The organism is Muricomes intestini (assembly GCF_004346165.1).
Classification (GTDB): domain Bacteria; phylum Bacillota; class Clostridia; order Lachnospirales; family Lachnospiraceae; genus Muricomes; species Muricomes intestini.
This window is the reverse complement of the sequence record NZ_SLZZ01000009.1, coordinates 1-16,474: the sequence shown is the minus strand read 5'-3', so window position 1 is coordinate 16,474 and position 16,474 is coordinate 1. Positions and strand designations below refer to the sequence as shown.

Below are 16,474 nucleotides of genomic sequence, written 5' to 3'. Positions count from 1 at the left end.
AAACAACGAATGAAGGTGTTGTCTATGAGAGTCATAGCAGGAAGCGCAAAAAGATTACAGTTAAAGACATTGGACGGATTTGACACAAGGCCGACCACAGATAGAATTAAAGAGACCTTGTTTAATATGATTGCACCATTTATCTATGACAGTGTCTTTTTGGATTTGTTTAGCGGCAGCGGCGGGATCGGAATAGAAGCCTTAAGCCGTGGGGCAAAGGAGGCTGTTTTTGTAGAAAAGAGTCCACAGGCCATGACATGCGTTAAAGAAAATTTAAAGACAACTCATCTGGAATCAGGAGCGATGACTCTGACCCAGGATGTGATGTCAGCCCTTTACAGACTGGAGGGTGAGAAAGTGTTTGATTTTATTTTTATGGACCCTCCCTATAATCAGGGACTGGAGAGGAAAGTGCTGGAATATCTCAGTGAATCCCATCTTGTATACGGGGATACCGTAATCATTGTGGAAGCCGCCAGGGAAACCGAATTTTCCTATCTTGAAGAGCTGAAATTTTCCTGCATAAAGGAAAAAGTATACAAAACAAACAAGCATGTCTTCATTGAAAAGGCTGGAAAGGAAGAAATATGTTAAGAGCTATCTATCCGGGAAGCTTTGACCCTGTCACATACGGGCACCTCGACATTATCGAAAGATCCTGCAGAATCGTTGACGAATTAATTGTCGGAGTGCTGAACAATAATGCCAAAAGGCCGTTGTTTTCTGTAGAAGAACGTGCTAAAATATTAAAAGAAGTCACAAAAGACTTGAAAAACATAAAAGTTGTCCCCTTTGACGGATTATTGGTTGATTTTGCAAGACAACAAGAAGCAAAGGTTATAATCCGGGGACTTCGGATGATTACCGATTTTGAATATGAATTACAGATGGCCCAGACGAATCATAAGCTGGAGCCGGGTGTCGATACTATGTTTTTGACGACAAGTATCGAATATTCTTACTTAAGTTCCACAACTGTAAAGGAAATTGCAGCTTTTGGGGGAGACGTTTCACAATTTGTGCCGGAGGCTGTAGAAGTGGAGCTGAAGAAAAAGATGAACGCAAAAAGGAGAGTGTAACTATGAGCAGCCGTATTGAACAGATTATAGAGGAAATCGAAGAGTACATCGACCGGGATTGTAAATTCCAGCCATTGTCCACTACAAAGATTATTGTAAATAAAGAGCATCTGGATGAGCTATTGCGCGAACTTAGAATGAAAACTCCCGATGAGATTAAGAGATATCAGAAGATTATCAGCAACCGGGATGCAATTATTGCAGATGCCCAGGCGAAAGCAGATGCCATGATTGAAGAGGCACAGCTGCAGACCACAGAACTGGTCAGTGAGCATGAGATCATGCAGCAGGCCTACTCTCAGGCCAATGAGATTGTCACACAGGCGAGCGCGCAGGCCCAGGAGATTGTCGACAATGCGACAGAGGATGCCAATGCAATCAGACTTGGAGCAATTCAGTACACTGATGACCTGCTTGCCAATGCAGAGAGCATTATCGGACATACACTTGACAGCTACACGACAAAGTATGATGGACTGATTAATTCTCTTCAGGAGTGCTATGATGTGGTGAGGACAAACCGTGCAGAGCTCGAGGTACCTCCAGAGGATGATCAGGAATATTCTCAGCAGGACATTTCAGATAATATGTAAATATAAGAAAGCTATTATACTGGCCACCACTGCGGTGACCAGTTTTTCAATTATGTAGGGGAAGATAGAAATATTTGTTTTCTGTATCATGCACTGGGTCTGGGCAGCTGCGCAGAAGCCCCCGAAAGAAGTCAGCCCGATGATCGCCGGGTACTGCAGGTCAAAGATAACTTTAGATTTTCCGATGATTGCAATCCCGTTTGTCACTTCCAGTGAAGGAAGCAATATTTGAAGCAGCATAGGCTTTAGGGGCAATGACTGGAACAGAGATAATATAACAGAAAATACTATAATATAGCCTCCTACCTTAGTAATTGTTTCAAAGCCATCCATAATACAGGTATCCACAACCTGGAAATTCCACTTTTTTCTATTTCTTGTTTCCTTCTTCTGATTGCAGAAATATTTTTCCTCTTTAAGATAAAACCTTCGGAAAACAAAGCTTAGCAGCATAGGTGTGCCCAGCAGAATGAAAATTGACGGAATAAGTAATTCTTCTCTGCCCAGCGTTTTCCATATAATGAAATTCATAATAAAAACAGGGCTGGTATTATTGCAGAAAGAAAGGAGATACTTTCCCTCCTCCTCTGTAATATACCCGCCGATTATTAAATCTGCGGCCACTTTTGCCCCCATGGGATAACCACATAAGAAACCTGCGATAACAGCAAAGCTTCCGTTTTCCGACACTTTAAATATGCAGGACAACAACCTTCCGAATATTCGGGATATGTAGTGTATACTATCTGTATACACTAAAAGATTTGTAATCATGATAAAGGGAAGCAAAGTGGGCAGAATGATTTGAAACCATAAAAGAAGGCCTTCACTTGCTCCATTGAAAACAGCCTTCGGAGACATAAGCATGAATGCAAACAAAAGGACGATTCCGGCCCCGGCCAAATTACGTTTCATAAGCACTTTCTCCCGGGAGACTTTTATAAAGATATATGAAATCGGTTGATTTTTTATTCTCTATGTGACAAAATGAAGATATTAAATAACAGAGAAGAGGGATGCAAAATGTCAATTTTAAGCGGACTGGAACCGAGGGAAGTGTTCCAATATTTTGAAGAACTAAGCCGGATACCAAGAGGAACTTTTAACACAAAGGCAGTCAGCGATTATTGTGTGAAGTTTGCCAGGGAACGTGATTTGGAGGTGATTCAGGATGATCTGAACAATATAATTATTAAAAAACCGGGGACGCCAGGTTATGAGCAGAGCGAACCAGTCATTATCCAGGGCCATCTGGACATGGTGTGTGAGAAGACAAAAGACTCAAAGCATGATTTTACAAAAGATCCTCTGGTTCTTTATGTAGAAGACGGTTTTATTAAAGCCAGGGATACCACCCTGGGGGCGGATGACGGTATTGCAGTTGCGATTGCCCTTGCCCTTCTGGACAGTAAAGATATTCCCCACCCGCCATTGGAGGTTCTGTTTACAGTAGATGAAGAAGTTGGGATGGACGGGGCGAAGGAAATTGATTTGTCTCAGCTGAAGGGGAAAATGCTTATCAACCTGGATTCTGAAGATGAGAATGTGGTCACTGTGGGCTGCGCAGGAGGAGCTACCTTCCGTATGAATCTTTCGATTGACAGAAAGCCGGAAGCCGGAACCTGCCTGGATGTAACTATCCATGGGTTAAGAGGCGGACATTCAGGGACAGAGATCAACAAGCAGCGTGGAAATGCCAATAAACTGGCCGGAAGACTTTTGAATCGCCTGGATCAGAATATAAAGATTTCTCTGGCAGACATCCAGGGAGGAGCAAAAGAAAATGTAATCCCCTCCACATGTGAATTCACTGTTCTGGTACAGGACAGTATAAAGGCAAAGAAGATAATCGAGGATATGTTTCATACCTGGAGAGCAGAATTCGGAGCTGATGAACCAGACCTGAATATAACCGTGAGCCAAACAGAACACTCAGAAATATCTGTCATGTCCAATTCAGATATGAAAAAGATTATTTTCTTCATCAATAACTGTCCGAATGGTGTTTATGGCTTCAGCCGTGCCCTGAAAGGCCTTGTGGAGACGTCAGATAACCTGGGAGTGATCAATTCGGATGAAAGGAAGGTTTCCTTTGTCTTCCTGATTCGAAGCTCTGTGTCTTCAAAACTGGATGAAATGAAAGAAACATTTGTCAGCTGGGCAAAATTTCTGGGGGGGACTTATGGAATTTCTTCTGAGTATCCCGCATGGATGTACAGAGAAGAGTCCAGAATCCGTCCTGTCACAGTGGAAACCTTTGAAGAGATATATGGGGAGAAACCTGAAGTTTCCACCATACATGCAGGTCTGGAATGCGGCCTTCTCACTGGGAAGAAACCAGAACTGGATTGTGTCTCCTTCGGCCCTCAGATGTGCGGTGTACATTCCGTAAAAGAGTGTTTGAACATTGAGTCCACAGCAAAAACATGGACTGTGATAAAGGAAATCCTGAAAAAGTGCAAATAGGACATTCTCTTCACATATATTAGAGAGAGTGAACTGTGCAAAGGAATGTCCTGAACATTGAAACGAAGAAAGCTTCATAATTATATTCTCATAAACCTCCTTTTGTGCCTTTTTCTTTCTATCGGTATACATAAGCTACAGGAAACCGGAGGCTTTTTAAGGCTAAATGAAAATACAATCACAAAAGATGCATTTCGCAGACAAAAATTAAATGAAGAAATATTGAGCTGCGCACGAGATACAAAAGACCCGGGGAAGAACCTGGGTCTTTATTTACTGGAAACAAATTTTGGCGGGAAGACGCTGAAAAATCCGATAGATCCGGGGATTTTTCAACGTCTGGAAAATAAGTGGGCTAGAAGAGAGTATTTTGACGATTACACTGCTCAGTGCCGGAGTATCTGGAATGATCTGGTATACTTTCCGGTTCCGGAGCCTTCTAATAATGTTTCAGCTGGCGTATCCTATGTGGACTCGTGGATGTTCGAGCGCAATTATGGGGGGAAGCGCGGGCATGAGGGAACAGATATTATGGCAAACAAAAATCAAAGAGGTTTCTATCCTATAGTCAGTATGACAGATGGGGTAGTGCGCCATAAGGGCTGGTTGGAGCAGGGCGGGTGGAGGCTGGGCATCGTCTCCCCCGGCGGAGCGTATTTCTACTATGCCCATATGGATTCTTACGCGGATATTGAAGTGGGAGATACCATAAAAGCAGGAGATTTGCTGGGCTATATGGGAGATACCGGATACAGTACAGTAGAAGGAACCACTGGAAATTTCCCGGTACATCTACATGTAGGTATTTACCTGTTTCACAAGGAAGAAGAAGTCAGTGTAAATCCATACTGGGCTCTCCGATATATTGAAAACCAGAAGATAAAGTGTGCATACTCACAGTGACAATATATCTGGCAAATAGTCACAGTCCAGGCATATGAATTTTCGGCCGGGTCTTTCACGAATGGAGTAGTTATGATATAATGCTCCCATGTGGAGGAAATGAAATGAACTTACCTAAAGCATTTGAAGAGAAGATGAAAAATCTGCTGCATGAGGAGTATGAAGATTATATATATTGTTTCGATGAGCCGCGCCATTATGGTCTCCGTGTAAATACAAACAAGATCAGTGTGGGGGGTTTTTTAAAAATAGCACCCTGGCCGCTTTCACCGATTCCCTGGATACACAATGGATTCTACTACGACGGAGAGCACATCCAACCCGCAAAGCATCCTTACTATTTTGCGGGGCTATATTATCTGCAGGAGCCAAGTGCCATGACGCCTGCCGACAGACTGCCGGCAGAGCCGGGTGAGAGAGTTCTAGACATCTGTGCCGCCCCCGGGGGGAAAGCCACAGAATTAGGAGCAAAGTTAAAGGGTGAGGGTGTACTTATTGCAAATGATATCAGCAACTCCAGAGCTAAAGGCCTGTTGAAGAACCTGGAGCTTTTTGGTATTGGAAATATGCTGGTATTAAGTGAAGAACCTGGAAAGCTGATGGAATACTTTCCTGAGTATTTTGATAAGATATTAATCGATGCCCCATGCTCGGGTGAAGGTATGTTCCGCAAGGATAAAAAAATGGTGAAGGCCTGGGAGGAACACGGCCCGGAGTTTTTCTCAAAACTTCAAAGAAGCATTATCACACAGGCGGCGGCTATGCTGCGGCCCGGCGGAAGCATTTTGTATTCCACCTGTACATTTGATCCTTTAGAAAATGAGCAGACGATAGAATATTTGCTGTCCAAATTTCCAGAGTTTGAAATATGTCAAATAAGACCCTATGAAGGGTTCGCTCCCGGAATCCCAGAGCTGACAGAAAGCGGCAATCAGGAAATTTCCAAAACTGTCCGCATTTTTCCCCATAAAATGCGGGGGGAAGGACATTACCTTGCACTTCTGAGAAAAGGGAGCCCTACGGGTTTTCAAGATGGAGAGAAAAAGAAGCCGGGCCTTGAAAAAGTGAACACGAGATTCGAAAAACTGCCGGAGGAATTTACCGAATTTTGGCTGGATGTAAGCTGGAATTTGGAGCCCTCCCGCCTGGATATCCACGGTGAGCGTATTTATTACATGCCAAAAGGACTTCCCTGTATGCGGGGAATACGTTTCCTACGGTCAGGACTTCTCCTGGGGGAGCTGAAAAAGAACCGTTTTGAGCCCAGCCAGGCTTTGGCTATGTGCCTTAAAAAAGAAGAATACGGAAAAGTGCTGGATTTTCCGCTTTCAGATACCAGGGTCATCCGGTATCTGAAAGGGGAGACATTGGAAGTGGAGGACAAGGCCTCTGAAAAAGAAAAGGGCTGGTATCTGATTTGTGTGGATGGATACCCGCTGGGATTTGGAAAGCTGAACCGGCAAATCTTAAAGAACAAATATCTCCCTGGCTGGAGGTTCCAGCCATGAAAAGAAGTCCTGTACTTAAGAAGGATACAAATAGGTTCCCTAGAACTGGACGATACACTTTTACCGGGTACCTACAGAAAATTAACAGAGAAAGAGATACAATTATTATGTTAGAGAACAAAAAGGCAGTAATATTTGATTTGGATGGCTCCCTTGTGGATTCTATGTGGATCTGGCCGGAGGTTGACAATCTATATATGAAAAAATATAATCTGGAAGCACCAGAGAACTTTGAGAAAGGGATAGAGGGGAAGAGTTATACAGAAACAGCACAGTATTTTCTTACTACTTTTCCTTCTCTTAACTGTACGGTGGACGATGTTCACAGAGAATGGACGAAAATGACCATAAATTTGTACAGGACAAAGGTTCCGCTGAAGCCTGGAGCAAGCGAGTTCCTGGAAAATCTGAAGACCACGGGAATTTTAATGGGAATTGCCACCAGCAATGGCCGGGAACTGGTAGAGGAGGCTTTAAAGGCGCTTCATATCCGGGAGTACTTTACTTCCGTGCGGACTGCCTGCGAAGTGGCGGCAGGGAAACCTGCTCCGGATGTATATTTAAAAGTTGCAGAAGACCTGCATGTGCATCCGGAATCCTGTCTTGTGTTTGAGGATATCCCCAAGGGAATTGAAGCCGGTAAGAATGCAGGAATGACCGTCTGTGCCGTGGATGACCTGTTCTCAAAGCCCGACGAGGAGGAAAAGAGGCGGTTGGCAGACTATTTTATCCGAGATTATTATGATATCAGGAATAGTACATATGATATATGTGGAGTATAAGAGATGAATCGAAATTTTTTGCCTTTATGTAAAAAGGACATGCAGGACAGGGGCTGGGATGGCGTAGACTTTGCGTATGTGATAGGGGATGCATATGTAGACCATCCTTCTTTTGGACATGCTGTAATCAGCCGGGTGCTAGAGGCCCACGGCTTTCGCGTGGGCATTATTTCTCAGCCCGACTGGAGAAATAAAGAGAGCATTACAGAATATGGAGAGCCCCGTCTGGGATTTCTCGTGTCCGCAGGAAATATGGATTCTATGGTCAATCACTACTCTGGCTCCAAAAAAAGACGCAGACAGGATGCATACACCCCGGGAGGTGTTATGGGAAGGCGCCCTGACTATGCGGCTGTTGTCTACGGGAACCTGATCCGCCAGACTTATAAAAAAATACCTGTCATATTGGGCGGTATTGAAGCAAGCCTCCGCAGGCTGGCCCACTACGATTATTGGTCCGGCAAAATAAAACGCTCCATCTTGCTGGATTCGGGAGCAGACATAATTTCCTACGGAATGGGAGAACATTCTATTGTAGAGATTGCAGAGGGACTGGACGGGGGAATTGCAGTAGAAGACCTGATTTATCTGGACGGCACGGTGGTCAAGGTAAAGGATCTGAATTCTGTCTATGACGCAGTTATACTGCCTTCTTACGAGAAGCTCCAGAAGAGCCCCAAAATCTATGCTGAAAGTTTTTATGAACAGTATCGGAACACAGATTCCGTTTCCGGAAAGCGGTTGGCAGAGCCTTACGGAGAACATCTGTACGTGGTACAGAACCCTCCCTCCGGACCCTTAAGCCAGCTGGAGATGGATGATATATATGGACTTCCCTATATGCGAACCTACCACCCGTCCTATGAAAAGGCAGGCGGGGTGCCTGCCATCGCTGAAATCAAATTCAGTCTGACAAGCACACGGGGATGCTTCGGCGGCTGTAATTTCTGTGCACTGACCTTTCACCAGGGGAGAGTGATTCAGGCCCGGAGCCATGAGTCACTGCTGAAGGAAGCTAGAATTTTGACAGAAGAACCGGATTTCAAAGGGTATATCCACGATGTAGGCGGCCCCACTGCTAATTTTCGTCAGCCTTCCTGCAAAAAGCAATTAAAGTTTGGGGTTTGTAAAGAACGCCAGTGCCTGTTTCCTAAGGCCTGCAGCAATATGGAGGCAGACCACAGCGATTATATAAATTTGCTGCGGAAACTTAGAAATGTTCCAAAGGTAAAGAAAGTGTTCATCCGTTCCGGCATACGATTCGATTATCTGTTGGAAGACAAGGATACCACTTTTTTAAGAGAACTTTGCCAGTACCATGTAAGCGGGCAGCTCAAGGTCGCTCCGGAACATGTGGCAGATGAGGTTCTTGATAAAATGGGAAAGCCACGGCACGAAGTTTACCAGAAGTTTACGAAAGAATTTACAGATATGAACCTTAGGCTTAAAAAGAAACAGTATCTTGTTCCTTACCTGATGTCCTCACATCCCGGCTCCGATATGAAAGCTGCCGTGGAACTGGCGGAATACTGCCGCGATCTGGGCTATATGCCGGAACAGGTACAGGATTTTTATCCGACGCCGTCCACGATTTCTACCTGTATGTACTATACCGGTCTGGACCCGCGGACCATGAAAAAGGTTTATGTACCGAGAAGCCCACATGAAAAGGCCCTGCAGAGGGCGTTGATCCAATACCGCAATCCGAAAAATTATGATCTGGTAATAGAAGCCCTGCATAAAGCCGGACGGACAGATTTAATCGGCTTCGGTGAAAAATGTCTGGTGAAGCCTCGCAGGCTTTCCAGGAAAAAATTAAATGCAAAGAGAAGGTGAAGATATGAGAATTGCAATTGTTACCGGTGCATCTTCCGGAATAGGAAGAGAATTTGTGAAGCAGCTCCCTTATTTTTACAGGAGTCTGGAGGAAATCTGGGTCATAGCCAGAAGAAGGGAACGGCTGGAGACCCTGGCAAATATGTCTCCTGTTCCTTTAAGAATATTTGAAGGTGACTTAACAGAAGGACATGTATATTCAAAACTTGGAAATGCTTTGGAGACTGAAAAGCCAAACTTACGTATGCTTGTAAATGCAGCCGGTTTTGGGAAAATAGGACAGGTATCTAAGCTTGCCGAAACCGCTCCCTCAAGCCAGATGGAGATGGTGGATTTAAACTGCCGCGCACTGACCCGCATGACGCTGACCTGTCTGCCATACCTTTCAAAGGGAAGCAGAGTTATCCATATGGCCTCCGCGGCTGCCTTTCTTCCCCAGCCCTCCTTTGCGGTCTACGCGGCTACAAAAGCCTATGTCTTAAGCTTTTCCAGGGGACTTGGGGCCGAGCTTGAAGATAGAGGCATCTTTGTCACTGCTGTCTGCCCGGGCCCTGTAGATACGGAATTCTTTGAAATATCCGGTAGTATAAAAGCCTCCTGGAAAACCCGGGTTATGGCAAAACCTGAAAAGGTTGTAAAACAAGCACTTCTAGATTCCAGAAATAAAAAGGCTGTTTCAATATACGGCATTGCAATCAAAACAGCACAGGTGGGGGCAAAACTGCTGCCTCACCGATTGGTCATGAAAACCTTTAACGTAGACAGCAGCTCCAAAAAAGAAAGGCACCACTATGCAGAAAATCACAATCGGCGCAAACGAGGCGGGCCAGAGATTCGACAAGATGCTGGCGAAGTATCTGAATAAAGCTCCCAAAAGCTTTCTGTACAAAATGCTGCGCAAAAAGAATATTACCCTGAACGGACAAAAAGCCGCCGGAAGTGAAAAGCTTCATATAGGAGATGAGGTGAAGCTTTTTCTGTCCAATGAGACAATTACTGGATTTTCTGACAGACATTTTCAGTGTAGGCCGGAAAAACTTGATATTTTCTACGAGGATGAGAACATTGCCCTTATAAACAAACCGGCAGGAATGCTTTCCCAGAAAACCTCCCCAGATGATGTTTCTCTCGTGGAACATTTCATTACTTATCTGATTCAATCGGGGCAGCTTACAGAAGAGGGGATGAGAACTTTTCGTCCTTCTGTATGCAACCGGCTGGACAGGAACACCAGCGGGATAATTGCGGCTGGGAAAAGTTTGACAGGTCTGCAGGATTTAAGCCGCCTTTTTAAAGATAGGTCCATCGGAAAGTATTATCTTTGCCTTGTGGACGGGCGGTTAGAACATTCTTCACATATTGGCGGATTTTTAAAAAAGAACAGTCAGACAAATCGGGTGAAAATCAGTCAAAAAGAGGAAACTGGAAGCAGTGTCATAGAGACGGAGTTTGTCCCTCTCAAAACCGGCGCGGATACGACATTACTTGAGGTACACCTGATTACGGGAAAAACTCATCAGATACGTGCACATCTTGCGTCTGTGGGGCATCCTATTTTAGGAGATTATAAGTATGGAGGACGAAAAATCAATGACTTCTGCCGCACAGAATATGGTCTGACGCATCAGCTTCTGCATGCATACAGGATTACCTTTCCCAGCCTTGAGGGGGCACTTTCAAACCTGTCAGGCAAAGAATTTTTTGCGGAACCGCCCCAGTATTTTCAGAGGATAGCGAAAGACAAGGGAGTTTTTTAATATGGCTACATGGAATTCAAGGGGGCTTCGAGGTTCCACACTGGAGGATCTGATCAACCGCACCAATGAACGATATGATGAGATGGGATTGGCGCTGATCCAGAAAATTCCTACTCCTATTACCCCAGTAAAAATAGATAAGGAGCTCCGGCATATTACTCTGGCTTATTTTGATAAAATCAGCACGGTGGACTATATTGGAGTGGTACAGGGAATTCCTGTATGCTTTGACGCGAAGGAATGTGTCAGGGACACCTTTCCTTTACAAAATATTCATGAACACCAGATGATATTTATGGAAAAATTCGAGCGGCAGTGCGGCATTTCATTCCTTATTATTTATTACAGCAGCACCGATGAATTATATTATATGCGCTTCAAAGAAATCCAGAGGTTCTGGGAGCGCGCAAAAACCGGGGGCCGTAAAAGCTTCCGTCGTGAGGAACTTGATCCGGCATACTTCATGGAATTAAAGAGCGGATATTTTGTTCCTTACCTTGACTACATACAGCAGGATTTAGATGCCAGGGATTGACATTTCTGTGTAAACTGCGTATAATTTACATATTGTTTAACGAATTAGCACGATAAAGTGAGGCGGCAGATATGGAAAAGAAACTACATACTCCCGAGGGAGTCAGAGATATTTATAACACAGAGTGCAAAAGGAAACTGAAGGTTCAGGATAACCTGCACGAGGTTCTGAGGGTTTATGGTTACCAGGATATTCAGACTCCTACATTTGAATATTTTGATGTGTTCAGAGAAGAAATTGGTACAATTTCTTCCAGAGAATTATATAAGTTTTTCGATAGGGATGGGAATACGCTGGTACTGCGTCCGGACATCACGCCCTCTATTGCACGGGCAGCGGCAACCCTATTTGAGACAGAAGATTTTCCCCTCCGTCTCTGCTATACAGGCAGCACATTTATCAATCATTCCAGCTATCAGGGACGTCTCAAGGAAAACACCCAGATGGGGGCGGAGCTGATCGGAGCCGACTCCATAGAAGCTGATGCGGAGATGCTTGCAATGGTAGTCGACGGCCTGAAAAAGGTAGGCTTGAAAGAATTTCAGGTAAATATCGGCCATGTTGATTATATTCAGAGTCTGATGGATGCCACAGATCTGGAAAAGAATGAAAAAGCGGAAATCCACCAGCTGATTTCCAACCGGAATTATTTTGGGGTGGAGGAGATTCTTGACAACAAAAATGTGAAACAAAATATTAAAGAAGCTTTCCACATATTGCCTGAGCTGATGGGAGATGTGGAAATCCTGGATACGGCGCTGGAAATCGCACCAAGTATTGAGGCCCGGCATGCCATTTCTCATCTGCAGCAAATATATAAACTGCTGACACTTTATGGCGTGGAGGAGCACATTACATTTGACTTGAGCATGAACGGAAGCTACGGATATTACACAGGAATTATTTTCCGTGCCTACACTTATGGAACAGGAGATGCCGTTGTAAGAGGAGGCCGCTATAATCATCTTCTTGAAAAGTTCGGGGAAAATACACCGTCCATTGGTTTTGCCATCATTATCGATGAATTGATGAGTGCGCTTGGCCGTCAGAAAATCCCTGTGGAGACCAGTCATACAAATATGATTGTGTACACAGAGGCAACTCAGAAATGGGCCATTGCCCTTGCAAGGGACTTCCGGGCCAAGGGCAGGTGTGTGGAGATGCAAAAGCGGGAGGAAGAGGATACCAAAGAATATTACATGTCCTACGGAAAGCGCACACAGGCTATCAGTATGCTTTATCTGAATGATGACCTGACCATTGGGATGATAAACCTGCTTACAGGGGAAGAAAAACTGATCAATGCGGGAAGATAAAAGGAGCAGCTATGAGATATTTGACTTTTGCCCTGACAAAAGGGCGTCTGGCAAACCAGACAATGGAGATACTGGAAAAGCTTGGGATTACATGTGATGAACTGAAAGACAAGGATTCCCGGAAGTTGATTTTTGTAAATGAAGAGTTAAAGCTGAAATTTTTCCTGGCAAAAGGACCGGATGTCCCTACCTATGTAGAATATGGTGCTGCGGATATCGGTGTAGCAGGAAAAGATGTTATTATAGAAGAGGGGCGCAAGGTTCATGAGGTTTTGGACCTGGGCTTCGGAAAATGCCGGATGTGTGTCTGTGGCCATGAGGATGCAAAAGATCTGCTCCATCGCCGTGAGCTTATCCGCGTAGCAACAAAATATCCCAATATTGCAAAGGACTATTTCTATAATAGAAAGCATCAGACAGTAGAGCTTATTAAAATGAATGGATCTATTGAGCTGGCACCCATTGTAGGGCTTTCTGAGGTTATTGTGGACATTGTGGAGACGGGTTCCACCCTGAAAGAAAACGGACTGGTTGTGCTGGAGGAGGTATGTCCTCTGTCTGCCCGCATGATTGTCAATCCGGTCAGTATGAGAATGGAAAATGTTCGAATTAAGGAACTGATTACAAACTTAAGAGAGCTGCAGAAAAATATCTGAACGGAGGGATAAGATGCGTATAGAAAAACTAGATGAAAGCACAAAGAAGAATCTTCTGGCTGATCTTTTGAAGCGGAGTCCCGATAACTATGGACAATATGAGGCTGGTGTCAGGGAAATCTTAAATGAAGTAAAAGAAAAAGGCGACAAAGCGGTTTTCTCTTATACAGAGAAATTTGATAAAGCAAAAATAGATGCATCCAACATTTTGGTGACAGAGGAAGAAGTAAAAGAAGCTTATGGACAGGTAGAGAACTCTCTCCTTGCCATTATCCGCAAGTCTCTGAAAAATATTGAGTCTTACCATGCAAAGCAAATGCAGTACAGCTGGTTTGACAGTAAACCGGACGGCACGATTCTGGGGCAGAAGGTAACTGCACTTAGAAGAGTGGGGGTGTATGTGCCCGGGGGAAAGGCAGTTTATCCCTCTTCCGTGCTGATGAATATTGTACCGGCAAAGGTAGCAGGTGTCCGGGAAATTATTATGACCACTCCGCCGGGGGCAGACGGGAAGGTAAATCCTGTAACGCTGGTTGCCGCAAAGGAGGCGGGGGCCACCGTTGTATATAAGGTGGGCGGTGCCCAGGCTATCGCAGTTCTGGCCTATGGAACAGAAAGCATCCCCAAGGTGGATAAAATCACCGGTCCCGGGAATATTTATGTAGCTCTGGCTAAAAAAGCAGTCTATGGACACGTGAGCATCGATTCTATTGCAGGCCCCAGTGAAATCCTGGTACTTGCAGATGAGACGGCAAATCCCAGATACGTGGCTGCGGATCTGCTGTCACAGGCCGAACATGACGAGCTGGCTTCCGCTATACTGGTAACAACAAGCCAGGAGCTGGCCCAAAAGGTATCTCTGGAGACAGATGAATTTATAAAAACACTGTCCAGGGGAGAGATTATACAAAAATCACTGGACAATTACGGTCATATTCTGCTGGCGGACAGCCTTGAAGCTGCCATTGACACCGCAAATGAAATTGCTTCGGAGCATCTGGAAATCGTGACAAAAGACCCATTTACTGTCATGACGAAAATACGGAATGCAGGTGCAATTTTCATAGGAGAATACAGCAGTGAACCACTGGGAGATTATTTTGCAGGACCAAACCATATCCTGCCCACTAACGGAACGGCAAAGTTCTTTTCACCTCTGTCGGTGGACGATTTTTTAAAAAAATCAAGTATCATATCCTACTCCAGGGAAGCGCTGGAAGTTGTACACCTGGATATTGAAAAATTTGCCCAGGCAGAACAGCTCACGGCTCATGCAAATTCCATAAAAGTGAGATTTGACAAGTAAATGATTATGAGAAGGAGGTATGTATGATGGACAGGACAGGGAACTGTATTCGAGAAACAAAAGAGACAGACATTGCGTTGACAATCTGTCTTGACGGGAAAGGACATAATAGCATTGATACAGGTATTTCCTTTTTTGACCACATGCTGGGTGGCTTCGCAAGGCATGGGCTGTTTGACTTGGAGATAAAAGTAAAGGGAGATCTGGAGGTGGACTGCCATCACACTGTGGAGGATACCGGGATTGCACTGGGGCAGGCTATATTCGAGGCTCTTGGGAGCAAAACCGGAATCAGGCGCTACGGAAGTTTTATCCTCCCCATGGATGAAACCTTAGCCCTGTGTGCAATAGACCTTTCAGGGCGCCCATATCTGAACTATCAGGCCAGGTTTACAACTGATCGGATCGGCGGGTTAGACACAGAAATGATAAAAGAATTTTTCTATGCGGTATCCTACAGTGCAGCCATGAATCTTCATTTAAAAATATTGGATACCGGCAACAACCACCATATGGCAGAAGCTTTATTTAAGGCTTTTGGAAAAGCACTGGATGCGGCGACTATGGAGGAGCCGAGAATGAAAGAGGTCTGGTCCACAAAGGGCAGCCTGTAAAGGAGCGAGCGTTAAGTAATTAGAAATATAGACAAATATACTCGAATATGACGCAATGTGTCTATAAGGAGGGGTAAAATTGCTAAAGAGCTATAAAACAGAAATAGACCCAACACAAGAACAAATCCAAACAATTAATCGTACAATTGGAACTTGTCGTTTTGTTTATAATTTTTATCTCGCTCACAACAAAGAAACTTATGAAAAAGAAAAGAAATTTGTGTCTGGTATGGATTTTTCGAAATGGATCAATAATGAATTTATCCCGAATAATAAAAATTATAAATGGATAAAGGAAGTAAGCAGTAAGTCGGTAAAGCAAAGTATCATGAACGCAGAAAAGGCTTTTAAAAGATTTTTCAAACATCAAAGCGGATTTCCTGGATTCAAGAAGAAGGGAAAGTCAGACGTAAAGATGTACTTTGTAAAAACAGATTCAAAAGTTATTATTCCTTGTGAAAGACACAGAATTAAGATTCCTACACTGGGCTGGGTAAGGCTCAAAGAAAAAGGCTATATTCCAACCAACTCCGAAACCCACACTATTAAAAGTGGTTGTGTTTCTTGTAGGGCAGGAAGATATTATGTTTCTGTATTAGTAGAGGAAATTCAAAAAGATCAACCGATACTAAATGATTTTGGTATTGGAATTGACTTAGGTATTAAAGAGTTTGCTATCACTAGCAATGGAATCATAAAAAAGAATATCAATAAGACCGCAACAGTCAGAAAACTAGAGAAACAATTAAAACGAGAACAGCGTTGTCTATCGAGGAAATACGATGACTATAAAAAGCGCAAAAAGAAAGGAGAAGCTACTAGACAAAATATCCAAAGACAGCAGCTAAAAGTACAGAAGCTTCATCAGCAAATAGAAAATATTCGTACGGATTATGTCAATAAATGTGTGAATGAGATTGTAAAAACCAAGCCATCTTATATCACTATAGAAGATTTGAACGTATCCGGAATGATGAAGAACAGACATCTCTCTAAAGCGGTTGCTTCACAAAAGTTCTATGAATTTGGAACAAAATTAGAAACAAAATGCAAAGAAAACGGAATTGAATTAAGAGTTGCAGACAGATGGTACCCATCAAGCAAACTTTGTCATGAATGTGGC

General features: G+C 43.9%; 17 protein-coding genes. 16 read left to right on the top strand and 1 reads right to left on the bottom strand.

Going from position 1 to position 16,474, the window contains the following annotated elements:
* Positions 1-24 precede the first annotated feature (24 nt).
* The 3 genes from rsmD to EDD59_RS07720 are packed head-to-tail and all read left to right on the top strand — an operon-like array spanning position 25 to position 1,672.
* Positions 25-594: a 16S rRNA (guanine(966)-N(2))-methyltransferase RsmD gene (gene rsmD, locus EDD59_RS07730; protein WP_132380657.1), complete on the top strand. Its 570-nt coding sequence runs from the start codon at positions 25-27 to the stop codon at positions 592-594.
* Positions 588-1,079 (top strand): pantetheine-phosphate adenylyltransferase, encoded by a 492-nt coding sequence (coaD, locus tag EDD59_RS07725; protein ID WP_132380655.1) that lies wholly within the window; start codon positions 588-590, stop codon positions 1,077-1,079. Before rsmD ends, coaD begins: the two co-directional genes overlap by 7 nt.
* 2 nt (positions 1,080-1,081) lie before the next feature.
* Entirely contained in the window at positions 1,082-1,672 is a 591-nt protein-coding gene (locus EDD59_RS07720; RefSeq protein WP_132380653.1) for an ATP synthase subunit B family protein, read from the top strand.
* Here the strand turns inward: EDD59_RS07720 and EDD59_RS07715 are convergent.
* Positions 1,658-2,587, bottom strand: a complete 930-nt coding sequence (locus EDD59_RS07715) for a transporter (protein ID WP_132380651.1) — start codon at positions 2,585-2,587, stop codon at positions 1,658-1,660. The genes EDD59_RS07720 and EDD59_RS07715 overlap by 15 nt on opposite strands.
* Before the next feature lie 108 nt (positions 2,588-2,695).
* On the opposite strand from EDD59_RS07715, the gene EDD59_RS07710 reads away from it, so the two are divergent.
* The 13 genes from EDD59_RS07710 to EDD59_RS07650 form a co-directional block, all read left to right on the top strand.
* Positions 2,696-4,138 carry an aminoacyl-histidine dipeptidase gene (locus EDD59_RS07710; RefSeq protein WP_132380649.1) on the top strand — a complete coding sequence of 481 codons (1,443 nt, stop codon included), beginning with the start codon at positions 2,696-2,698 and terminating at the stop codon, positions 4,136-4,138.
* 57 nt (positions 4,139-4,195) lie between these two features.
* Positions 4,196-5,041 carry a M23 family metallopeptidase gene (locus EDD59_RS07705; protein WP_243117367.1) on the top strand — a complete coding sequence of 282 codons (846 nt, stop codon included), beginning with the start codon at positions 4,196-4,198 and terminating at the stop codon, positions 5,039-5,041.
* Positions 5,042-5,145: 104 nt separating this feature from the next.
* The gene (locus EDD59_RS07700) at positions 5,146-6,549 is read left to right on the top strand and encodes an RsmB/NOP family class I SAM-dependent RNA methyltransferase (RefSeq protein WP_132380647.1); all 1,404 of its coding nucleotides are present in this window, start codon (positions 5,146-5,148) and stop codon (positions 6,547-6,549) included.
* A 107-nt stretch (positions 6,550-6,656) separates the two neighbouring features.
* Positions 6,657-7,331, top strand: coding sequence for an HAD family hydrolase (locus EDD59_RS07695; RefSeq protein ID WP_132380645.1), 675 nt, complete (start codon positions 6,657-6,659; stop codon positions 7,329-7,331).
* Between the two features lie 3 nt (positions 7,332-7,334).
* Positions 7,335-9,167: a YgiQ family radical SAM protein gene (locus tag EDD59_RS07690; RefSeq protein ID WP_132380643.1), complete on the top strand. Its 1,833-nt coding sequence runs from the start codon at positions 7,335-7,337 to the stop codon at positions 9,165-9,167.
* Positions 9,168-9,171: 4 nt separating this feature from the next.
* Entirely contained in the window at positions 9,172-10,032 is an 861-nt protein-coding gene (locus EDD59_RS07685) for an SDR family NAD(P)-dependent oxidoreductase (protein WP_132380865.1), read from the top strand.
* Complete coding sequence (locus EDD59_RS07680) at positions 9,959-10,924, top strand: RluA family pseudouridine synthase (RefSeq protein ID WP_132380641.1); 966 nt, start codon at positions 9,959-9,961, stop codon at positions 10,922-10,924. Before EDD59_RS07685 ends, EDD59_RS07680 begins: the two co-directional genes overlap by 74 nt.
* 1 nt (position 10,925) lies before the next feature.
* Positions 10,926-11,459, top strand: coding sequence for a Holliday junction resolvase RecU (locus tag EDD59_RS07675; protein ID WP_132380638.1), 534 nt, complete (start codon positions 10,926-10,928; stop codon positions 11,457-11,459).
* A 71-nt stretch (positions 11,460-11,530) separates the two neighbouring features.
* Positions 11,531-12,775 (top strand): ATP phosphoribosyltransferase regulatory subunit, encoded by a 1,245-nt coding sequence (gene hisZ / locus EDD59_RS07670; RefSeq protein WP_132380635.1) that lies wholly within the window; start codon positions 11,531-11,533, stop codon positions 12,773-12,775.
* Between the two features lie 11 nt (positions 12,776-12,786).
* Positions 12,787-13,431 (top strand): ATP phosphoribosyltransferase, encoded by a 645-nt coding sequence (gene hisG, locus EDD59_RS07665; RefSeq protein WP_132380632.1) that lies wholly within the window; start codon positions 12,787-12,789, stop codon positions 13,429-13,431.
* Positions 13,432-13,444: 13 nt separating this feature from the next.
* Positions 13,445-14,737 (top strand): histidinol dehydrogenase, encoded by a 1,293-nt coding sequence (gene hisD, locus EDD59_RS07660; protein ID WP_132380629.1) that lies wholly within the window; start codon positions 13,445-13,447, stop codon positions 14,735-14,737.
* 23 nt (positions 14,738-14,760) lie between these two features.
* Positions 14,761-15,351, top strand: a complete 591-nt coding sequence (hisB, locus tag EDD59_RS07655) for an imidazoleglycerol-phosphate dehydratase HisB (protein ID WP_207670385.1) — start codon at positions 14,761-14,763, stop codon at positions 15,349-15,351.
* Between the two features lie 79 nt (positions 15,352-15,430).
* Positions 15,431-16,474 (top strand): RNA-guided endonuclease InsQ/TnpB family protein (locus EDD59_RS07650; protein ID WP_132380626.1); only part of this gene is annotated, 1,044 nt, incomplete at its 3' end.